The following is a 21,385-nucleotide window of genomic DNA, read 5'->3' as shown; positions in this document are numbered from 1 at the left end:
ACATCATATAAGTATCTCGCCGTCCCCTCTGGGTCTCTCGCAGAGGACCCTGAGGTTCCCTCCTCCTCTCGAAAAGCTAAAATGAAAACATTGTATAAATATCTTATCATCACATTATTGGTAATTGCCGGCGGCAGGATTTCGGCACAAAACAAAGCATTGGTTAACACCAGCAAAAGCAATTACGCCAAGTTAAGTAGCCTTGATATGGGCTCGGTACAGTGGACGGGTGGTTTCTGGGCCGACAGGTTTAAAGTTTGCCGTGATACCATGATCCCCAACCTGTGGCGGGTTTATACCGACCCAAAGATCAGCCACGCTTACCGTAATTTTGAAATAGCCGCCGGATTGGACACAGGCTCACACGAGGGGCCGCCCTTTCATGATGGGGATTTTTATAAGCTGTTTGAAGCAGTAGCGAGCATGTACGCAGCCACGCATGATCCGGCACTTGACCGCTTGATGGATAAAACCATAGCCGTTATTGCTAAAGCGCAACGGGCCGACGGCTATATCCACACGCCAACCATTATTGAGGAGCGAAAGAACAGCATTAAAGAAAAGGCCCTTAGTGACCGCCTCAACTTTGAAACGTATAATCTTGGTCACCTGATGACCGCCGCCTGCGTGCATTATCGCGTTACGGGTAAACCAACTTTGCTGAAAGTAGCTATCAGGGCAACCGACTATCTTTACAAATTTTATAAAACCGCTTCGCCAGAGTTGGCCCGGAATGCCATTTGCCCTTCGCATTATATGGGCGTAGTAGAGATGTACCGCACCACCCGCGATCCTAAATATCTGGAGCTGGCCAAAAACCTTATCGATATCCGCGGCCTGATGAAAGATGGTACTGATGATAACCAGGACAGGGTGCCTTTCCGCCAGCAAACTCAGGCCATGGGGCATGCAGTGAGGGCCAATTACCTTTTTGCCGGTGCTGCCGATGTGTTTGCCGAAACGGGCGACACCTCCCTGATGCATACTTTAAATTTAATGTGGAACGACGTGGTGAACCGTAAAATGTATATCACTGGTGGCTGCGGATCGCTGTATGACGGTGTTTCGCCGGATGGGACTTCCTATAATCCGAACGAGGTACAAAAAATTCATCAGGCTTATGGGCGCGATTACCAGTTGCCCAGCTTTACCGCTCATAATGAAACCTGCGCCAATATTGGCAATGTTTTATGGAACTGGCGCATGCTGCAAATAACAGGCGATGCAAAATATGCCGATGTGATTGAACTGGCACTATATAACAGTGTGCTTTCGGGCATCAGCTTAAGCGGTCGCGATTTTTTATATACTAATCCCCTGGCCTATTCAGATAGTTTGCCGTTTAAACAGCGCTGGTCGAAGGATAGGGTTAGGTATATCAAACTCTCCAATTGCTGTCCTCCAAACGTGGTGCGTACCATTGCCGAGGTGAGCGATTATGCTTACAGTGTATCGGATAAAGGTTTGTGGTTTAATTTGTATGGCAGCAATACCATAACGGCTAAACTGAAAGATGGAACGCCAATAAAAATGACCCAAACTACCAACTATCCATGGGATGGAAAGGTCCGCATCCGGTTTGATGATGTGCCGGGAAATAAAGCTTTCTCGGTGTTTTTGAGGATCCCGGGCTGGTGTAAAGGTGCAAGTATCAAAATGGCCGATCAGCCGGTGCCACAGTTAGGTGCCACTCCGGGAGCTTATACCCAGTTGAACGCCGTTTGGCGAAAAGGAATGACAATTGATCTTGACCTGCCTATGCCGGTAACGCTGATGGAAGCTAATCCGCTGGTTGAAGAAACCCGCAACCAGGTAGCGGTTAAACGTGGCCCGGTGGTGTATTGCCTTGAATCGGCCGATCTGGCGGAGGGACAAAAGATCTTCAATATAGCGCTGTCAATTGGCAATGTACTCAAACCGGAAATGATCAGGATAGATAACAGCGAGATTATGAGCCTTGTTGGAAAAGCCGACGTTCGGGATGAAAACAATTGGAGTAACAGGCTTTATAAAGAAGTATCCGCACCAAAACAAAACGCTACTGATATCAGGCTGATACCATATTATGCATGGGGAAACCGTGGGCATGTGGATATGGAAACCTGGTTGCCGCTGGATTTTTAAGAGGGAAGGTTAAAGGCGAAAGGTTTTTAAGGTGTTCCGCGTTTTCACGCTCAAAAAATGGAATGGCCCTCTTTTTACAAAAAAGAATACCGGGACTTTTTCGATTGTTTTTTTCCGGAATCAAAAAATTGGGACACCCGATTTGTTACAATTGAGAAGAGGGTTTTATCGGCTTAGCATCACTGTAATATCTTTCCTTCTCTCTTCCGGAAAAACTTTCATATCAACTATTTTTCCATCCTTTAGCTTCGCTTCAACAGTGGTGTTGTAAGGCGCGTGAAGTAAAAAATGCACATCCCAATCCTTTGGCCAGGCAGGAAAAAGCAGGATCTTTTTATCATCCACCTGCATCAGCATTTCCTGCAGACCGATCATGCCCGAGCCACCCCAATTATGGTCGGGTGCCCAGTCGAAACCCGGTCCCCAGAATGCGGGGAAACGCCTGCCTGAATTTTTGAGTTTAAAGGTGGTCAGTTTGGCAGCTTCACTGGTAAGTCCTAAGCGGGCAGCAAAAATGTTATCTTGTTTCCAGCCTATGCCGCTCCTGAATTTGGCTACGAGGGTATCCAGTTTCCATGTGTTCAAAGCGGTATCTAAGCCCGGTTTGCCTAAGCCGAAGATTCCCCATGGAAATACCGGGTAAAACTGGGTGTTCTCTTCGTTACTAACCCGTTCCCATGATTTGGCAGGAGTGAGGGTTTTGCGACCATCAATTTCTGCAAATGTTAATGGGGGGATGCGTTTCAGTAAGCTGGTCAATTTCAAGCGCTCGTCGCCCGTTAAATAGGTATCTGGCAGGGCCAGCATTCGTTTGGTGATGGTTTGCAGGGCTGCTATGGTAGAGTTGGAATTATAAGCCATCTTAAAAGTTTCGGCGGATGAACCGGGGTATAAAACCAAATGGCCATTCCCATTAAGTGCTTTAGCGCTTCGTTTGTGGGAAAGGTATTGGTAATGCTCGTCAAAGAAAGTAAGGCAACTTTCAATGAAAGGAATGTATTGGTGGATATCATCGCCTTTGTACCGCTCAGTTTCCAACATCATGAGGCAAAACTCAAAAACGGTATCCCAGGTATATTCAAGCCAGGCGTTGTATTCTATGCCCTTATCAAAATCGGCGGGGCGTTTCCAGGTATATTCGGCACTATTCGGCAAACCGAAATTCTCTACTTGTTCGGTAAAGCAGGCCCCGTTATGCCCCCAATAAACCTGACTGCGCAACTCGGCGTTTTTTAGGGAATGGAGATAGAAATCAAATTCCGGTTTCATCATGTCAATATCGCCGCTTTTCAACATCGGAAAATATACCAGCCGTTGGTTTTGAGCCGTCATCAAACCGCCGCCCCAGTTACGGAAATCGGGTGTAAAGGCATATTGCGGATTTACAAAAACGGGATCGTAAGTAAAAAGGCCACCGTTAAATTTAGTGGGTGCTTGTCCATAAGCATTACAGCCCAGCATGTACCTGAATAACTGGTAATTTTTACCGTTTTGCCATGCTGAAGTATCATTGGCAGGCTTATCGTTATTGATATAGATAAAGCTCCGGCCCCAGTACTGCTTCCACCAGTCGGCTGTTTTTTGCCATGCTGTTTTGTGGTTGGATTCTGCTTCGTTAACTACTTTTTGTAATCCCTGTTGCCATTCATTTATGGATGTGGTTTGTTGAGTGCTTAGGGAGATCTCAAGATCCTGTTTGGCAGTGGGTTTGATACTCTTCAGCCTCCAGCCTTCAAAGTCAGTATTAAGATTTTGCCCTTTTGTAGTACCAGCAGGTTTCAGATTTTTGCCTTGCATCAGCCCTCCGAAGATGAGGTTCTTAAGCGGATTGTACATCTGATCTTTAACCGCATCCATACCCTGCTGTTTTACAGTAACGTCAAATATGGTAGAATCGAGGTTGTGATGGTAGAACTGGATGGCATCACCCTTAAATGCGATATTATCCTTCAGTGTTTTTACATCGTTGCGCGGGGCAAATTTCCAGGAGCCCTCATTTTTTTCGAGACCTTTAACAGCCCTGTCGCGGTAGCGCCAGCTTTCAAAAATGGCTTCGGTTTTAACGGCTTTATTGCTGCTGATGTTAACATGGATCACCGGGCGGTAAACATCAACCCAAAGTTTTATTTCGGCTTTTAAATCGCCGTTTTTTCCGTGGATGAGTATAGAGCCATTTTGAAGTTTTAGCTCCTGTTTAAAATCACTTCCACCGAAAGGATTTGGCGATAGTTTGATCCTTATGCGGCCGGGTTTGAGCATGGCGTTGTTTTCATCAAAGGTGCCGCTGCGGGCTATATAAAAGAGCAGTTCGCCTTTTTCAACCCATACATTCAACCCGATATCGCCGCCGCCGCAGGGCATGGACTGGCCCGAGTTTTGGCTCTGGCTTGTCCAAACTTCGTTGTATTGTTCAATGCCTTTATTTTGAGCTAACGCGATATTGCAGTACAGAAAGCAAAGTAGCAACAAGAGTTTTTTCATATTACCAATCGTCGGTTCTGAATGAGGAAACGGGGAGCCCGTTAGTGCCGAACAGATCGCCCACCACAAAATCCCTGAAGGCGTAACGCACAGCCACAGGCTCTTTTACCAAAGCTGAAGATACAATAATTACACTGCCCGAAATCATGGCTTGCGCCGGGCAAAATATTTTGTCCTTACCCGCTATTTCAAAGTTTTGGATTGGTTTATTGAAGGAGGTCAATCCGTTCTCAGCATGTTCAAACCTGATGGTAGCCCGGTTGCCATCCACCGTCATTTCTTTATACAGCGGGCTCGCATAATCGAACCCTTTAATACCATAAGTTTGCGCTAAGGCGAGATCGGCCAACCGTGTACCTACGGGTTCTTTCCTTGGCGGGTGAATAGTCACCTGCTCACCAATATCAAGCAATACGGCCATACCACTGTTAGGTATAACTTTTAACGATTTACGCTGAGCGTCGCGCAGGTAAGCTGAATTGTATTTGCCGCCAGCATTGTATGGTGGTAGCTGGGTATAATCATAAGGTGCTATCTGCGTATAATAAAACGGAAAATCGCCTTGTTGCCATAACTCGCGCCAGCGTTTCACCATTACCGGGAAAAGCTTTTCATATTGGCCGGGCCGGTCATAATTTGATTCGCCCTGGTACCAGATACAGCCTTTGATACCGTAGCCAATCACCGGGTTCAGCATGCCATTGAACAGAGTAGTAGGTGTGCGTGATACGGCTTTAATAGAATCTGTTTTAGCCGGGACTTTGATCTCCGGGAAATCTTTCAGTCCATCAGGATCCATCCATGCTTCTGCACTCGAACCACCGTAACAATCGCTAATGAGGCCGATAGGCACATGCAGCATTTCGTTCAGCAACCTGCCAAAATAATAACCGGTTGCACTAAAGTTGGCAACAAATTCGGGTGAAGCAACATGCCATTCGGAAGGTTTGCTATTTTCCTGTGCTTCAGTTACTGATGAACGGGGAACAGTATAAATATGGATGTTGTTATTAGCAGATTTTAGTATCGCATCAAGAGACCCGTTTATCGGCTGGCTTTTATAACCCTTCATAGGGATCTCCATGTTTGATTGCCCGGTGCAAAGCCAAACTTCGCCAATCATTACGTTGTTTAGTTTGATGGTATTACCATCGCTGATGGTTACGGTATAAGGACCGCTGTAAACCGGGGTGCTCACTTTGGCTAGCCATTTGCCGTTTGCATTGACTTTGACTTTATAGCTTTTCTTATTCCATGAGGTGTTGATGGTAACGGTTGAGGCGGCTTTGTCCCAACCCCAGATCGGGGCTTGGCTTTGCTGTTGCAGCACCATGTTATCGGTAAAAATGGATGCCAGTTTTACCTGTGCCTGCGAGGATATAAACAGGAATAAACCCAGGCTTGATGCCAGTAATTTTTTCATTGCAGTAAATTATTTTGTAAGCTTTCCGGCGCGCTTAGTCTCAAGCCATCCGCTGAAAAGCAGGTTTTTATTCAAGTCGGGTTTAGGGAAAAACAGGCTGGCCAGGGATCCGATTATAATCACCACCAAATGGCTGTACACGCCCAACATGTACTTATGCTGATTAAAATTGTATTTACCCAGATCAAGCAGGATATGTTTATCGGCATCCAAGCCTATTTTGGTAGAGGTTAAAAAGGCATAAGCCGTAAACAGGATACAGGCTATGATCCCGATATTTAATCCCTGCCGGTTAGCCCGGTTGTTGAATAAGCCCAGTAAAAAAATGCCCGCTATGCCGCCCGAAAATATAGCGTACAGGGTAAACACAATACCTAAAGCGCCCTCATCACCGGCAAGCAGGTATAGGGTAGCTATGCCCATTGCCCCTAAACCTGCCAGTATTACTATCCATCTTCCGGTTTTCAAATATTCTTTATCTGATTTATTGGGTTTGAATTTTTTATAATAATCCTCCACACCGATAGCCGACAGGCAATTAAGATCGGCTCCCAGGCTGGAGATAGCCGCTGAGATCAATGCGGCCAATATTAATCCCACAACACCTGTAGGTAGTTTGCTCATGATAAAATAAGGGAAAACAGCATCAGCCTTAATACCTGCAGGTAAAGGGTTTTGCTGGTAGAAGGCAAACAAAGCCGTACCGATAAACATAAATAGTGCCCAAAGCGGTACGGTAAGCGCTATACCTAATATGGATGCCCTGATGGCCGCTTTATCTGTTTTGGCAGTAAGATAACGCTGAACCATGGTTTGATCGGTGCCGTATTTTTGAATGGCGTAAAATACACCGTTGATAGCCATTACGATGAAGGTGAGCTTTTTGAAATCCCAGGAATAAGGACCGAAGTTGTTTTTATGGTTCACGCTGGCAATGTGCCATAGTTCGGGGAAGCCACCTTTGATAGAGCAAATGAGGATAATGAATGATGCTATCCCGCCGGCTATCAGCAAAAAGCCCTGTACCACATCAGCCCAGATCACCGCCTCAATACCCCCTATGAGCGTAATTACAATGATCACAACACCAATTATCCAGATGATCACAAATGTATTGGTGTTGGTCATGTTAGCGAGCGCCAGCGCCAGCAGGAAAAATACCGTACCCATTTTTGAAAAATGGGTTAATACGAAACTTACAGAACTATAAAACCGGGCAAATAAGCCAAAGCGTTTTTCAAAGTATTCATAAGTACTTACGCCTATCACCTCGCGATAAAGGGGCACTATAAACCAAACCATCAGGAGCAAAACTATGGGTACCATTAAGCCCTGCACCAGCAAGATCCAGTTGGATGTAAAACCTTCGCCGGGATAGGCCAGAAAGGTTACACTGCTGATAAGCGTAGCCATTAATGACATACCTATTGCCCATGCAGGGATTGAACCGCGCGATACGAAATATTTTTTAGTGGAGTTTTGTCCTTTTGAAAATCTGAGACCGATGGTTAATGAAATGGCCAGTGCCAGGGCTATGATGATATAGTCTGCCAGGTGCAGGGTTTCATGTTTCATATGCAGGTATAGTTATTGGTTCCCCAAACGGGAGCCGGCCAGGGGTAGCTGCCTGGTTTTAAAGTTAAACATAATTGGTTATTGCCGGCTACGCGCATATGAATAACTCCGGGAGCTATTAGTTTTGAGGGATATAATTTTTCGATGTCTAAACGTTCAAGTATAGCCCAGGCAGTTGCGCCACCCTCAATCAGTAATTCATGAAGCGAGGTGTGCTCGATAACCTGTCTTACAATAGCTGCCATTTTGTGGCTCAGCAATACCGGGTCGACTTTAATGTTCTTAATAAAATCGGGGTTTATAGCAATGATGGCATTATTACCAGCGATGATACTGGAAGCTACGTGGCTGGCAAAAAGGGCATGCACATTATCGCCGCTGGTTTCGGCACAGATGGTTGCCGCAGGTACGTAATGTACCGGGATATTATTATGCTTGCCATTGTTTAAGTTTAGCTTGCCCTGGTAAAAGGTACTGCCAAATACAAACAATCGCCTGCCGGTGGTTTCAGGATCAGGCGTTTCAATCTTTTGAGCTGAACGCAAGTGTTGAAGTAGGCAGGTAAACAAGTTTGCCGAACCTGCCAGCAGGGTGTCGCTATCTGTTTTATTTATCCAATATCCAAGGTCTTGCTCATCATTAGCTGCACCCATAAGGATTCCCATTGGGGGCAGTTTTTCTTCTTTTTTTACAAGGCGAATCTTTTCATCAGCCCTCAATAATTCAATGATATTTGAGCTTAAGGCAGGGAAAGTTGGATCGTTGGCAAAATCACTGAGATGGATAGGCACACCGTTGTAATAAAATGTATCGCCAATGAGTTTTTTTGAGTGATAAGGATTGCCAGGCACAATGAGTGCCCTTTTTAATCCTGATGCTATCAGCTGGCTTTGTAGTTCCTCAACAATGTGCCCCCGTAAAACTGAGTCTATTTTTTTGAAAATAAACCGGGGCTTTAGTTGTAGCAGTTGAACCGTAAGGTCATGCATGATCGCCTTAGCCTTATCTAAAGGAAGTGATCGGGTGTCAGTAGCTATAATCAACAGATCGGCATCGCAGCGTTCATCAACAATGGTACTAACCTCAGTTCTTAACCCGTGGTTGAGGCCAATTCCGGCAAGCTCTGCCGCACCTGTTAAATCATCTGCAATTACAGCGATCATATCCTTATACTTTTATCCTGTTTTTGCTCAACTGTACGGCAGACTCAATAGCCAGGATCATAGCATCACTGCTGGCAACGCCTTTACCTGCAATTTCAAAAGCCGTACCGTGATCAACCGAAGTACGGATGATAGGCAAGCCCATAGTAATGTTAACGCCTTTTACACTATCCATCTGCTGTTTTTCGGCGTTCCATTTAAAGCCGGTGAGTTTAAAGGGGATATGTCCCTGGTCGTGGTACATGGCCACTACGCCACCATAATACCCGGTTGATGCTTTGGAAAACAAGGTATCGGCAGGCACCGGGCCTTCTACATCATAACCTAATTTTAGCGCCTCTTGTACAGCTGGCAGAATCTCCAAATCATCTTCGGTACCAAACAAGCCCGAATCGCCGGCATGCGGGTTAAGCCCGGCTATGCCGATCTTTAGGTTTTTTTCTCCAAGAGAGATGAGGCCATCCTGTAAAAGTTCAACAACTTCAACAATCCGGTTTTTTTTTACCAAATCGCAAGCCTGCCTTAACGACACGTGGGTTGATACATGGATCACCTTCATATTATGTTCTACCAGAAGCATCGCATATTTTTTTGTGCCGGTGTAATGGGCATATATCTCAGTGTGCCCTGCGAAATGGTGCCCGGCCTCATTAATCGATTTTTTGTTGATAGGCCCGGTTACAGTAGCGTCAACTTCGCCGTCAAGCGCCAGTTCAATTGCTTTTTTTACTGCTTCAAATGAGGCGTTGCCAGCCATCGCCGAGATTTCCCCAAACTTGAGTTGTTCCAGATCTACATTATGGAGATCGAATACATCAGGCTTTCCAAATTCAAAGTTTGCTTTGCGGATATCTTTTATGGAGTTGATATGTGCATCTAAGTTCAATCTTTTTACGATGTCAAAAAATACGCCAGTGTCGCCAATAATTACCGGGCGGCAAATCTCAAACAGCCTTTCGGTAAGTAAGGCCTTAATCGCTATCTCGGGACCAATACTGGCCGGATCGCCCATGGTTATCGCTATGATTGGTTTCTCGGCTGTCATTGGTATATTGGTAAGCTAAGATTTTCAATATTAAGCATGCTCTGTAGTTTCTTTTGCAGGTCGGCAGCTTCGGCATCACTAACTTTCAATAGCGGTGGCATCATGTACGGACGACACAATCCGGCGCTTTGCATTAAGGACTTCAGTGCTGCCAGCGATTCGCCCAGCAGGCGTTTGCCCTGGTAGATATCACCCACTAAGTTAGAATGCCTTTGTAATTGCAGGGCAGCAGGCTCATCATCATTATCGGCCGCGACAATCATTTTATAATAGATATCGGGGAACAGGTTTCCGGTACTTGGCACCAGGCCATCGCTGCCGGTAAATAATGCATGGGCAGATTGTGCGCCCCAGCCCAAAAAATGACTGAAATCGGCGCGGCCGATCCATAGTTTGAGCGAATCTCTTAAGCGGTCATAGTTCCGTTCCGAATCCTTGGTGCCTACGATATTATCATGATAGCTTAATTCATCGAGCAGGTTTAAGTTGATAGATACATTGGTGGTGGCGGGGATGTTGTAAACTATCAAGGGGATAGGTACTTCATTGGCCAGGGTTTCAAAGTATGTTTTAATTTCATATTCAGTTAGTGTGAAATAGGCAGGCAGGTGCGCTACCGCAACATCAATCCCTTCACCAGCACAACGCTTGGCCAGTTCAATGGAATCGGCCAGGCAATTTGATGAAATACCTGCATAAATCAACCGCCCCGGCTGCCTTACTGATGTTGCCAGTTTAATAAAATCGAGCTTAACATCGTTTGGCAATGAGGCAGATTCACCGGTGGTACCCAGTATGAAAGGTACACCGCCGTAATTGAAAATATTATCGAATATCTTTTCAACCGCTTCATGGTCAAGTTTATAATTGTCAGTAAGTGGTGTAATTGATGGCACTACCAAGCCATTATATTTCTTTTTTAGTTTCATTAGTATGTTTTAATAAGCAGCCTCGTAAATGTTAACAGCGTCATCTATGTTTATCGGTCGCGGGTTGTTTTTAAGCAAGCGCGTAATTTTCATGGCGTCGGCCGCCATTTGCGGTATGGTGTTTTTATCTATGTCTATTTCTTTTAAGCTTGCAGGGATGCCGCAGTCTTTAATCAACTGACGGATCTTTTCTACTCCGGCCTTAGCTGTTTCAAAATCATTGACACCGCTATTGCAACCCAATGCACGGGCAACAGCGGCATATCGTTCCGTGGTTGCCGGAATGTTATACTCCATTACAAAAGGAAGCAATAAAGCATTTGATAAGCCATGGGCAATATGGTACATACTGCCCAGCGGATAAGAGAGGGCATGGACACCGGCCGTATTAACAGGACCTAAACAAAAGCCGCCCATCAAGCTGCCGATAGCCAATTGTGTGCGGGCATCTTCATCGGTACCATCATTTACTGCTTTAACCAAATTGCCGGCTATAAGCCGGATCCCTTCAATCGCATACATGTCAATAAAAGGATGTGCATACAAATTTGTATAAGCCTCAAGGCAATGCGTTAGCGCATCAAGACCTGTCGCGGCGGTAACCTCTGCCGGGAGACTGACCATCAAATCCGGATCAATGATCACAACATCCGGAACCAGGTAAGGGCTGATAATGCCTTTTTTCTGATCATCTACATTATCTATCAATATCGCATTTGGCGATGCTTCGCTGCCGGTACCTGCTGTCGTAGGTACGCAGATCAGTTTTTTAGTACGGGTTTTAAGCAGACCATTGCCTGTTATCCCTGCCAGCGTTTGGTCGTTGTTAATTTGCGCTGCTATGAGCTTGGCTATGTCAAGGACGCTGCCGCCGCCAATACCTATGATTACATCAGCCGCGGTGTGCTTTACTGATGCAAGCAGATCTTCAAAGTCTTTAAATGAAGGCTCTTTCACTATTGAGGTATCAACGTGAACAGCAATCCTGGCTTCTTTAAGCTGAACTAAAACAGGTTCAAGTTTTCCTGACAACGGGCTGATGGTAATGATCAAAGCCGATTTATACCCGCTGTTAATAATCTCATCAGTTAATTTTAAAAGCGATTTTTTGCCAACAATTATCTGGCCCGGAAACCGGATAGTGATGTCGCGATAAGGATGTTCAGTTTGCGGCATATACTTATTATATTATAATGGCGGGCCTTTTTAATTGGTTTTGATATAAAACAAAGATGGATAATGCCACCCCCCATTTTTATCCAACCGTTATCCAATTATTGTACGATATTATCAAAAGGTATATCTGCCCGTAAGTCATTATGATATGATATGCCTGTAATTGGCTTTTATGGATAGCAATGGTGATAAATGATCTCTGAAATGCAGGGAGACGGCTCATGACAGTTCGATAACAAAGGCCCGGTAACTTAGCAAAAAGGTGATTTTGAGATAATAGGGTAAATTTTTAGCTGTCTGAATAGCTACTGTCGCTCTTATTCGAAATCAATCAAATCACCATAGCATAATTATAACTCACCCGGTCAGATACGGTACTTTTAATATTTTCTGTTAACTCAATAAATACACACGCCCATGAAAGTAGTAAAAACAGTAGGACAATTTATTATAGAGAAACCGGCAGGTTTTCCTTTTGTCAAAGGCGAGCTGTCACGGTTTTTACGTGAAATAGGCATTGCCGCTAAAATTGTAAATCGCGAAATCAGCAAGGCTTGACTTATTTGATATCATCGGCGAAACCGACTCGGGAACTCCCATGGTGAACGGCATATACTAATGAGCAATTCATTTCGGCCTTGCGCATCGGCAGCGAGTGCTGTGTTGTAGCATCTGAAGAAAATGATGAACCTATCCAACTACCCCAACAGTATCCAAACGGAAAACTAAGATTGGTATACGAATGTAACCCGATGGCCTTTATTGTTGAACAGGCAGGCGTCGCTGAATCTACCAGGTTAAATAATAAATGCGCTAAAAGACACTGTTTTTAATATCGGCTCCAAGCAACTCATCCAGCTTTAGAAAAGCCGATTGTGCTGGCCATTTAGTGTGAACCATCCAGGATAGATCAAACAAATACAAAATAAACTGGATTTGCTGCAAAGAGGGTTCAATTATTGAACATTTTAGACCAATTTTTAAACCTCTGTATAGAGTTCTGTTAATATGTTTGTTTCAACCAACTATAGACCTGTTTCTCTGAAAAGGATTTTTTCTATCCGATATTTTATGGACCGGCTATTTGCGGATGAACTTATACCTAATATAACATGCATCTTAAAAAACTGAACTTATTAGCAATTTTGCTATTTTGCTTATGCGTAGAAGCAAACGGGCAAAAAAAAACATCCGTTTATTCCTGGCAACATCTGCCCACCGCCGAATTGCCATCCTTTAAAACCGACACCTTCAACATTGAAAAATTTGGTGCCAAAGCGGGCGGGTTCACACTAAATACGCAACGCATCAACGCTGCTATCAACGCGTGCAGCGAGCATGGTGGCGGCGTTGTACTCATCCCTTCCGGATTTTGGTTAACCGGCCCTGTTGTAATGAAAAATAATGTTAATCTTCATATCAGCCGGGCGGCAGTACTACAGTTTACATCTGATAAAAGCAGTTTCGCGCTCATTGAAGGAAACTTTGAAGGGCACAAGTCCATCCGCAATCAGTCTCCGATCTCAGGTAAGGACCTGCAAAACATCGCCATTACTGGCGAGGGTATTATTGACGGGCACGGCGAGGTTTGGCGCGCGATGGGTAAAGACAATATTATCGACCGCGATTGGAAAATACTCATTGCTTCGGGCGGTGAGCTTAGCGATGACGGCCGTACCTGGTACCCATCGGCCAGCTATGCTAAAGGTGCCCGCACCCGTAATGCAGGCTATATACAAACCGGTAAAAAACTGGACGATTACCAGGAGATAAAAGACTTTTTCCGCCCTAACCTCATCGTATTCAGTAATTGTAAAAAGGTGCTGCTGCAGGGTACAACCTTTCAAAACTCCGCAGCATGGTGCCTTCATACGCTGCAATGTGAAGACCTGACATTTGATGGCGTGCATGTCCGCAATGCGTCAAATGCGCAGAACGGGGACGGTATGGATATTGAATCCTGTTCAAATGTGCGGGTGGTTAATTGCACTATTGACGCCGGAGATGACGGGATCTGTATTAAATCGGGAAAAGATGAAGAAGGCCGAAAAGTTGGCAAACCCTGTCAAAACATTTTGATCCAAAACAATGTGGTATACAGCGCGCACGGTGGTTTCGTGATCGGCAGTGAAATGTCTGGGGGCGCACATGATATTTTTGTTTCAGACTGCAGTTTTTTTGGCACCGACAACGGCTTGCGTTTTAAAACTGTAAGAGGACGTGGCGGCGTGGTTGAAAATATTTATATCCGTAATATTTCCATGCGCGATATTGTGCACGATGCGATCCTGTTTGATATGTATTATTTTACTAAGGCGCCTTCATTGGCCCAAACCGGCGGTGACGAAGAAAAGCCGCCTGTTGACGCCGGAACTCCTCAATTCCGTAATTTTTATATTAATAATGTAGTTTGCGATGGTGCCAACCGGGCCATGCTCATTCGTGGCCTGCCTGAAATGAGCATCAGGGGCATCCACCTGGAAAATATTTCGATCAAGGCCGATCAGGGGGCCGAAATTATTGATGCCAGCGACGTTAGCCTGACCAAAGTAACGCTGCAGTGCAAAACCACCCGACCGTTGGTTCATATAGAAAACAGTAACAAAGTCAAGATCGATAACCTGGGATCGGTGGCAAAGCCCGATCTGTTGTTGAGCATTAATGGCAAGCATATGGGGCAGGTTGATTTATTGCATACAGACACCAGTTCGGCCAGCCAGGTGGCAGAATTTAAATATGGTGCAGATAAATCTGCATTAACAACAACAAAATAGACCAACAGGATAAATGATGAACCATTTGTTTTTCAAATTGACGGTACTGGCATTAGTGATCTTTTCAACCCATACACAGGCACAAAACTTTATGGAGATATGGCCGCATGGTCATATCCCAAACTCTAAAAACCTGCGGCTTACTGACAGCGTAGCAAATGAACGCATCTATAGGGTAATGCTGCCGGGAATGTACGCGTTCTTTCCCGGGAAACAGGAAAACAAGGGCGCCGCAGTGGTTATTTGTCCGGGCGGCGGCTATGAGCGGCTTGCCTACGTGATCAGTGGGTTGCAACTGGCTAAATGGTTCAACACCATGGGGGTTTCGGCATTTGTGCTTAATTACCGCCTCCCTAACTCTCCTGACTTGAAGCAACGTGAAATCGGCCCATTGATGGATGCACAGCGAGCCATTCGCCACATCAGAGCCAATGCAGCAAAATGGGGCATCGACCCAGATAAGATAGGCATCATGGGGACATCGTCAGGTGGGCATCTTGCTGCTACCACAGCTACCCAAACCACCGACGTTAGTGCAATTAAGGATAGCCTCGACCATGTTTCATTCAGTCCGAATTTTGCTATTCTGGTTTCGCCGGTGATCGACCTCAGTACGTCTTATGCACATGCGGGTAGTGTTAAAAATTTATTGGGGCCTAAACCTACTGAAGAGCTGAAGAAGCATTTTTCGGCCCAGCTTAACGTAAGCAGCACCACGCCCCCCTGCTTTATTGCCGATGCCGTTAATGATAAAGCAGTAAACCCAATGAACAGCCTGATGTTTTACCAGGCGCTATTACAAAACAACGTACCGGTAAGTTTTCACGCATTTCCGCAGGGCGCACATGCCATAGCGCTGCGCAATAATCCCGGGTCCACCGAGTTGTGGACCAAATTATGCGAAATGTGGCTGATTGAAATGAACATTATCCCCGAAAAACTGCCAACCAAATAACTATAACATCATCATGAAAAAAACTCGTCTAAGTAAAATCTATCGGTTTAGCCTGGCAATTATGATGTTGGGCGGCATAGCATTAAGCTTTATACCGCCTAAAAAAAAGTTAACCATTTTTTTAGCAGGTGATTCAACAATGGCTGATAAAAAGGTAAGTGCATATCCCGAAACCGGATGGGGCATGAGTTTCAAATTTTTTTTCGACTCAACCGTAGTCGTGGTTAATAAAGCCCAAAATGGCCGCAGCACCCGTACTTTCATCACTGACGGCCTTTGGAAACAGATCACCGATAATTTGAATGCGGAAGATTATGTGCTGATACAATTTGGTCATAATGATGAGGTGCCTACCAAAAAATCGGCCACTACCGAAACAGAGTTTAAAAATAACTTGATCCTCTATATTGATCAAAGCCGGAGTAAAAAAGCAATACCAATACTGATCACCCCGGTAACACGCCGCAGTTTTGACAGCACAGGCACAATAACGGATACCCATGCCCGTTACGCCCGGATCGTGCGTGACGTAGCTATAGAAAAGCGTGTACAATTGATAGATCTTGATCAGGAAAGTATGGCGCTGGTACAAGGCTTTGGCCCTGAAGGGTCTAAATGGCTGTACAATCACCTGCAGCCCGGCGAAAACCCCAATTACCCCGACGGGAAAAAAGACGACACGCATTTCAATGAGCTGGGTGCCCGCAAAATGGCCCAAATTGTACTGGCAGACCTGCGCAGGCTGTCGCCCGAAATTAACAGCCGTGTAGTAGGATCTGATCGGGGACTAACCAGGTAGCATCATGAAAAACAAAACCCTCGTATTGGGCTTAGCTTTAGGTCTGCTTGCATTTACAAAAGTTTCGGCGCAATCTCAACAATGGCTAACCGCTACCCCGGATACCTCCTTTAACATCACCCGCGACTTTAAAAACAATTTAAAGAAATATCCCTTTATTAAGATCGTCCCAAATAACCCTTCAGTGGCAGTAACTGAAGCCCGAAACCTGGTTTATGGCAAAGTAGGCAGCCGCGAGCTGCATATTGATGCCTTTACGCCATCAGCAGCTAAGAAAAAGCCTACGCCAGCGGTAATTATCGTACACGGCGGTGGCTGGCGTTCGGGTAACCGTGCGCAGCATGTTCCGCTGGCACAGCATTTGGCAGCCCTGGGTTATGCCAGCTTTACGGTAGAATATCGCCTGTCTACCGAAGCGCTTTATCCGGCAGCGGTGAATGATATCAAATCGGCAATCCAATGGCTGCATGCTAATGCTAAAAGATTTAATATCAATACAAATAAGATCGCCGTTTTGGGCTTTTCGGCTGGCGGGCAATTGGCCGCATTGGTAGGAATGACTTCAGGTTTAGATAAATTCGATGTGCTGGACTCAAATAAAGGTTATTCAAGTTCTGTACAGGCTGTGATAGATATTGATGGTACGCTCACATTTGTGGCGCCTGATGCATGGGAAACTCAAAATCAACAAACGGTTGCAGCCTCAACCATGTGGATAGGCTACAAACGGACCGAAAACATTGAGATCTGGACAGCGGCCAGTCCGCTTACTTATGCCGAACGTAATAAGCTGCCTTTTTTGTTCCTGAATAGCGCGGTTGACAGAATGCATGCCGGTCGTGATGTATTTAAAGAGATGATGGATAAAAAAGGCGTATATGTGCGGATTGATAATTTTAAAGATACGCCGCATACTTTCTGTTTATATCAGCCCTGGTTTAACCCTATGGTAAACGACATTGATCAGTTTCTAACTAAAATATTTAAATAAACACCATGATGAAAAGCTTTTTACGCCTGCAAATACTTGGTTTTATATTGTTAACAGCTCAAGCGGTCAGCGCACAATCCGCCAGGCCCTATTCTCAGCAAATGGCCCACACGGTGATGACTATCTGGAAAGACAGCCTGCCCACAGGCAATAGGTGGACTTATGACCAGGGTGTTATATTGAAGGGATTTGAAAATATCTGGCATCAAACCGGCGACAAGCAATATTTCGATTTTATAAAGCACTGTATGGATAAATTCGTACAGCCCGATGGCAGTATCCGTACCTATAACCTGGCCGATCATAACCTCGATTTTATCCTTTGCGGCCGCAATGTGCTGATGCTTTACCGGCAAACACATGAGGATAAATACCTGAAAGCGGTACAAATATTGCGCGAACAATTGCGTACACAGCCCCGTACATTTGATGGTGGTTTCTGGCATAAAAAACGTTACCCGAACCAAATGTGGCTGGATGGGCTGTATATGGCCGAGCCGTTTTACGCCGAATATGCGGCCACTTTTCATGAGGATACTGCTTTCAATGATATTGCCCGGCAGTTTATATTAATGGAAAAACATTCGCGGGACGAAAAAACAGGATTGCTGTACCACGCCTGGGACGCATCAAAGAAAGAGCGCTGGGCCGATCCGCAAACCGGCCGTTCGCCAAACTTTTGGGGGCGGGCCATGGGCTGGTACGGTATGGCGCTGGTTGATGCTTTGGATCAATTTCCGGCTGATCATCCAAGGCGTAAGGAACTGCTGGCCATCTTGCAGCGTTATGCCGCGGCAGTGCAGCGCTGGCAGGATCAGCCTACCGGGCTCTGGTACGAAGTACTGGACAAAGGCACTGAAAAAGGTAATTACCAGGAAGCGTCTGTATCATGTATGTTTGTGTATACGCTGGCTAAGGCTCTGCGTCAAAAATATCTGCCGGCAAACTATATACCTGTAGCACAAAAAGGGTATGCAGGTATTATTAAAAAATTTATCCGTACCGATGACAAGGGCCTTTTGGCGTTGGATGGCACGGTTCAGGTGGGTGGCCTGGGCGGAAAGCCTTACCGTGATGGCAGCTACGCTTATTACCTGAGTGAAAAGGTAATTACCAATGACGCCAAAGGTGTGGGCGCTTTTATACTCGCCGCTACAGAAATTGAATGGTTGAAAGGGACAAAATAACATCATATGAAAAAGGTCATACTTGGCTTGTTGTTGCTGGCAGCAGTTGCTGTTTGCCATGCTCAGCCTGTTACTAAGGTTTATAAAGAAATAACTGTGGCGCAGGATGGCAGCGGCGATTTTAAATCCATACAGGAAGCGGTAAACGCTGTTCGTGATCTGGGTGCTATACAGGTACCTATCCACATCAAAAAAGGTATCTATCACGAAAAGCTGGTAATACCATCGTGGAAAACACATATCTCACTTATTGGTGAGAATAAGGAAAATACCATTATCACCAATGATGACTATTCGGGCAAACCCGTACCTGGCGGTAAAGATGCCTTTGGCAGGGATAAATTTTCAACTTACACCTCCTACACAGTACTGGTTGCCGGCAATAATTTCATGGCAGAAAACCTGACCATCATCAATTCGGCCGGCCGGGTAGGACAAGCCGTGGCGCTGCATATTGAAGGCGACCGCTGCATTGTGCATAACTGTAAGCTGCTGGGCAACCAGGATACGCTGTATACCGCTACGGCTACATCGCGTGAGCTATTTCAGGATTGTTATATTGAAGGCACTACAGATTTTCTGTTTGGCGAAGCTACCGTTGTTTTCCAGCGCTGCATTATTAAAAGCCTGGTCAACTCCTATATTACGGCAGCGGCCACCACTTCTTTGCAAAAATATGGTTATGTGCTGATGAACTGTAAGCTGATCGCTGATGAATCGGTAAATAAGGCATACCTGGGCAGGCCCTGGAGATCATACGCTAAAACGGTATTTCTGAATACCGAAATGGGCGCACACATCGTTCCCCAGGGCTGGGACCCGTGGAAAGGCGACAGCATGTTCCCTGACAAGGAAAAGACTGCCTATTATGCCGAATATAAAAATGCCGGACCGGGTGCTAACCCTAAAGCCCGGGTGCAGTGGTCGCACCAGCTAACAGACCGGGAGGCAAAACAATATACCATTAAAAACATCCTTGGCGGCAGTGATAACTGGGACCCGCAAGCTAAATAATTATGAAAAACACCATCTGCATACTGGCTTTTGCCGCCGCTATACCTTTTGCAAACGCGCAGGTAAAACCTGTTGCAAAAAGTAACTATAGATCTAAAGTGTGGGTTGCCGACCAGGGCAATGGCACCTATAAAAACCCGGTGCTGAATGCCGATTATTCCGATCCGGACGCGATACGCGTAGGCGATGACTTTTATCTTGTTTCTTCCAGTTTTGAGGATATACCGGGGTTGCCCGTATTGTATTCAAAAGATCTGGTAAACTGGCGTATCATTGGCCACGCCCTGTTACGCCAGCCGCCGTTTGATCATTTCGATATTCCGCGTCACGGGGATGGCGTTTGGGCGCCCGCATTACGTTATTACAAAGGTGAGTTTTACCTGTATTATCCAGATCCAGATTATGGCATTTACCTTATAAAAGCCAAAAACGCGGCCGGGTCCTGGAGCAACCCCGTAATGGTTTACGCAGGCAAAGGTTTGATTGACCCCTGCCCGCTGATGGATGATGACGGCCAGATGTACCTGGTGCATGGCTTTGCCGGCAGCCGTGCAGGTATTAAGAGTGTTATCGCTGTAAATAAGCTGAATGCCGATGGCACCAAAGTAACCGATGCAGGCGTAATAGTTTATGATGGCCACGAAACCGACCCAACCATTGAGGGGCCTAAATTTTACAAGCGGAATGGGTATTACTACATTTTTGCACCGGCTGGCGGGGTGCCTACCGGGTGGCAGCTGGTATTAAGGTCAAAAAATATTTATGGCCCCTATGAGCGTAAAGTAGTGATGGATCAGGGTAAAACAACTGTTAATGGCCCGCATCAGGGTGCCTGGGTAACTACCCAAACCGGCGAAGACTGGTTCCTGCACTTTCAGGATAAAGAACAATACGGCCGCGTAGTACACCTGCAGCCTATGGTTTGGAAAAATAACTGGCCGGTAATAGGTACAGATAAAGACGGCGATGGTAAAGGCGAGCCCGTAATGGTTTACAAAAAGCCAAATGTTGGTAAAACCTACCCTATCGAAACACCGGTTGAAAGCGATGAGTTTAACGGAACCACCCTCGGCTTGCAATGGCAGTGGATGGCTAACGCGCAGGCCAGCTGGTATTATATGAACCCGGGCAAAGGCGCGCTAAGGCTTTATTCGGGTAAGATGCCAGAGGGCGCTAAAAACCTTTGGGGCGCCGGAAATGTGCTGCTACAGAAGTTTATGGCCGACGAATTTGCGGCTACAACCAAAATGACCTTTACTCCCAATGTTAAATTGGAAGAAAAAGCCGGCTTAGCCATCATGGGTTTCAGCTATGCCGGCATAGCGGTTAAAAATAAAAAAGATGGCGTATACCTGGTGTTTGATCATTGCAAAGATGCCGATAAAGGTAACGCCGAAGAAGAGAAAACTATTGCTAAACTGGATAAGCCCACGATATGGCTGCGCGTAAAAGTAAGCGTTGGGGCTAAGTGCGATTTTAGCTACAGTACAGATGGGCAAACGTTCATCAATGTTGGCGAAACATTCCAGGCTGAAGTTGGGCGATGGATAGGCGCTAAGGTTGGCATCTTTTGTACGCGCGATACACAGATCAATGATTCGGGGTATGCTGACTTTGACTGGTTTAGGGTTACACCTATTGACAGGTAATAATCTGGTAATAAATTATTTGATGTTTCAGTGAACAACCGGAAATATAATAAGCAAAATAAAATTTATAGATTTAACGGTATTGCGGCAATCCGCCGGT

Annotated in this window: 17 protein-coding genes; 10 read left to right on the top strand and 7 right to left on the bottom strand. The window is 45.6% G+C overall.

What is annotated here, in order from left to right:
• Positions 1-81 precede the first annotated feature (81 nt).
• Positions 82-2,124: an aceric acid hydrolase gene (locus ACNURT_RS21640; protein WP_090463487.1), complete on the top strand. Its 2,043-nt coding sequence runs from the start codon at positions 82-84 to the stop codon at positions 2,122-2,124.
• Between the two features lie 165 nt (positions 2,125-2,289).
• Here the strand turns inward: ACNURT_RS21640 and ACNURT_RS21635 are convergent, their stop codons facing one another.
• Genes ACNURT_RS21635 through ACNURT_RS21605 form a run of 7 tightly spaced genes read right to left on the bottom strand, consistent with a single transcriptional unit; the run spans position 2,290 to position 11,916 of the window.
• Complete coding sequence (locus tag ACNURT_RS21635) at positions 2,290-4,605, bottom strand: DUF5703 domain-containing protein (protein ID WP_419699479.1); 2,316 nt, start codon at positions 4,603-4,605, stop codon at positions 2,290-2,292.
• Position 4,606: 1 nt separating this feature from the next.
• Complete coding sequence (locus ACNURT_RS21630) at positions 4,607-6,028, bottom strand: sialate O-acetylesterase (RefSeq protein ID WP_419699478.1); 1,422 nt, start codon at positions 6,026-6,028, stop codon at positions 4,607-4,609.
• Positions 6,029-6,037: 9 nt separating this feature from the next.
• Positions 6,038-7,603 carry a sodium:solute symporter gene (locus ACNURT_RS21625; protein ID WP_419699477.1) on the bottom strand — a complete coding sequence of 522 codons (1,566 nt, stop codon included), beginning with the start codon at positions 7,601-7,603 and terminating at the stop codon, positions 6,038-6,040.
• A complete protein-coding gene (locus tag ACNURT_RS21620) occupies positions 7,600-8,766 on the bottom strand; it encodes a four-carbon acid sugar kinase family protein (RefSeq protein ID WP_419699476.1) in 1,167 nt (388 codons plus the stop codon). Before ACNURT_RS21620 ends, ACNURT_RS21625 begins: the two co-directional genes overlap by 4 nt.
• A gap of 4 nt (positions 8,767-8,770) precedes the next feature.
• Complete coding sequence (gene pdxA / locus ACNURT_RS21615) at positions 8,771-9,811, bottom strand: 4-hydroxythreonine-4-phosphate dehydrogenase PdxA (RefSeq protein ID WP_090463502.1); 1,041 nt, start codon at positions 9,809-9,811, stop codon at positions 8,771-8,773.
• A complete protein-coding gene (locus ACNURT_RS21610; protein WP_090463505.1) occupies positions 9,808-10,740 on the bottom strand; it encodes a dihydrodipicolinate synthase family protein in 933 nt (310 codons plus the stop codon). Before ACNURT_RS21610 ends, pdxA begins: the two co-directional genes overlap by 4 nt.
• Before the next feature lie 9 nt (positions 10,741-10,749).
• A complete protein-coding gene (locus tag ACNURT_RS21605) occupies positions 10,750-11,916 on the bottom strand; it encodes an iron-containing alcohol dehydrogenase (protein WP_370997019.1) in 1,167 nt (388 codons plus the stop codon).
• A 417-nt stretch (positions 11,917-12,333) separates the two neighbouring features.
• On the opposite strand from ACNURT_RS21605, the gene ACNURT_RS21600 reads away from it, so the two are divergent.
• The 9 genes from ACNURT_RS21600 (at position 12,334) to ACNURT_RS21560 (ending at position 21,285) form a co-directional block, all read left to right on the top strand.
• Positions 12,334-12,474 (top strand): hypothetical protein, encoded by a 141-nt coding sequence (locus ACNURT_RS21600; RefSeq protein ID WP_176851916.1) that lies wholly within the window; start codon positions 12,334-12,336, stop codon positions 12,472-12,474.
• A gap of 80 nt (positions 12,475-12,554) precedes the next feature.
• Positions 12,555-12,749 (top strand): hypothetical protein, encoded by a 195-nt coding sequence (locus tag ACNURT_RS21595; RefSeq protein ID WP_370997018.1) that lies wholly within the window; start codon positions 12,555-12,557, stop codon positions 12,747-12,749.
• A gap of 279 nt (positions 12,750-13,028) precedes the next feature.
• The gene (locus ACNURT_RS21590) at positions 13,029-14,690 is read left to right on the top strand and encodes a glycoside hydrolase family 28 protein (protein ID WP_419699475.1); all 1,662 of its coding nucleotides are present in this window, start codon (positions 13,029-13,031) and stop codon (positions 14,688-14,690) included.
• Between the two features lie 13 nt (positions 14,691-14,703).
• Positions 14,704-15,645 (top strand): alpha/beta hydrolase, encoded by a 942-nt coding sequence (locus ACNURT_RS21585; RefSeq protein ID WP_419699474.1) that lies wholly within the window; start codon positions 14,704-14,706, stop codon positions 15,643-15,645.
• Positions 15,646-15,658: 13 nt separating this feature from the next.
• The gene (locus ACNURT_RS21580; protein WP_419699473.1) at positions 15,659-16,444 is read left to right on the top strand and encodes a rhamnogalacturonan acetylesterase; all 786 of its coding nucleotides are present in this window, start codon (positions 15,659-15,661) and stop codon (positions 16,442-16,444) included.
• 4 nt (positions 16,445-16,448) lie between these two features.
• Positions 16,449-17,435, top strand: a complete 987-nt coding sequence (locus ACNURT_RS21575; RefSeq protein WP_419699472.1) for an alpha/beta hydrolase fold domain-containing protein — start codon at positions 16,449-16,451, stop codon at positions 17,433-17,435.
• 5 nt (positions 17,436-17,440) lie between these two features.
• Positions 17,441-18,622, top strand: coding sequence for a glycoside hydrolase family 88/105 protein (locus tag ACNURT_RS21570; RefSeq protein ID WP_419699471.1), 1,182 nt, complete (start codon positions 17,441-17,443; stop codon positions 18,620-18,622).
• Between the two features lie 6 nt (positions 18,623-18,628).
• A complete protein-coding gene (locus tag ACNURT_RS21565; RefSeq protein WP_419699470.1) occupies positions 18,629-19,636 on the top strand; it encodes a pectinesterase family protein in 1,008 nt (335 codons plus the stop codon).
• A 2-nt stretch (positions 19,637-19,638) separates the two neighbouring features.
• On the top strand, positions 19,639-21,285 hold the full coding sequence (locus tag ACNURT_RS21560) for a glycoside hydrolase 43 family protein (RefSeq protein ID WP_419699469.1): 1,647 nt from the start codon (positions 19,639-19,641) through the stop codon (positions 21,283-21,285).
• The last annotated feature ends 100 nt before the right edge of the window (positions 21,286-21,385 follow it).

Source organism: Mucilaginibacter sp. NFX135, assembly GCF_048565145.1.
Taxonomy (GTDB): Bacteria; Bacteroidota; Bacteroidia; order Sphingobacteriales; family Sphingobacteriaceae; genus Mucilaginibacter.
The sequence above is the reverse complement of the archived record's forward strand: the minus strand, read 5'-3'. Positions and strand labels throughout refer to the sequence as shown.

Excerpts from the sequence above, each read along its gene's own strand:
- ACNURT_RS21640 (WP_090463487.1), top strand. The coding sequence starts at position 82 with ATGAAAACATTGTATAAATATCTTATCATCACATTATTGGTAATTGCC.
- ACNURT_RS21635 (WP_419699479.1), bottom strand. The coding sequence starts at position 4,605 with ATGAAAAAACTCTTGTTGCTACTTTGCTTTCTGTACTGCAATATCGCG.
- ACNURT_RS21630 (WP_419699478.1), bottom strand. The coding sequence starts at position 6,028 with ATGAAAAAATTACTGGCATCAAGCCTGGGTTTATTCCTGTTTATATCC.
- ACNURT_RS21625 (WP_419699477.1), bottom strand. The coding sequence starts at position 7,603 with ATGAAACATGAAACCCTGCACCTGGCAGACTATATCATCATAGCCCTG.
- ACNURT_RS21620 (WP_419699476.1), bottom strand. The coding sequence starts at position 8,766 with ATGATCGCTGTAATTGCAGATGATTTAACAGGTGCGGCAGAGCTTGCC.
- pdxA (WP_090463502.1), bottom strand. The coding sequence starts at position 9,811 with ATGACAGCCGAGAAACCAATCATAGCGATAACCATGGGCGATCCGGCC.
- ACNURT_RS21610 (WP_090463505.1), bottom strand. The coding sequence starts at position 10,740 with ATGAAACTAAAAAAGAAATATAATGGCTTGGTAGTGCCATCAATTACA.
- ACNURT_RS21605 (WP_370997019.1), bottom strand. The coding sequence starts at position 11,916 with ATGCCGCAAACTGAACATCCTTATCGCGACATCACTATCCGGTTTCCG.
- ACNURT_RS21600 (WP_176851916.1), top strand. The coding sequence starts at position 12,334 with ATGAAAGTAGTAAAAACAGTAGGACAATTTATTATAGAGAAACCGGCA.
- ACNURT_RS21590 (WP_419699475.1), top strand. The coding sequence starts at position 13,029 with ATGCATCTTAAAAAACTGAACTTATTAGCAATTTTGCTATTTTGCTTA.
- ACNURT_RS21585 (WP_419699474.1), top strand. The coding sequence starts at position 14,704 with ATGATGAACCATTTGTTTTTCAAATTGACGGTACTGGCATTAGTGATC.
- ACNURT_RS21580 (WP_419699473.1), top strand. The coding sequence starts at position 15,659 with ATGAAAAAAACTCGTCTAAGTAAAATCTATCGGTTTAGCCTGGCAATT.
- ACNURT_RS21575 (WP_419699472.1), top strand. The coding sequence starts at position 16,449 with ATGAAAAACAAAACCCTCGTATTGGGCTTAGCTTTAGGTCTGCTTGCA.
- ACNURT_RS21570 (WP_419699471.1), top strand. The coding sequence starts at position 17,441 with ATGATGAAAAGCTTTTTACGCCTGCAAATACTTGGTTTTATATTGTTA.
- ACNURT_RS21565 (WP_419699470.1), top strand. The coding sequence starts at position 18,629 with ATGAAAAAGGTCATACTTGGCTTGTTGTTGCTGGCAGCAGTTGCTGTT.
- ACNURT_RS21560 (WP_419699469.1), top strand. The coding sequence starts at position 19,639 with ATGAAAAACACCATCTGCATACTGGCTTTTGCCGCCGCTATACCTTTT.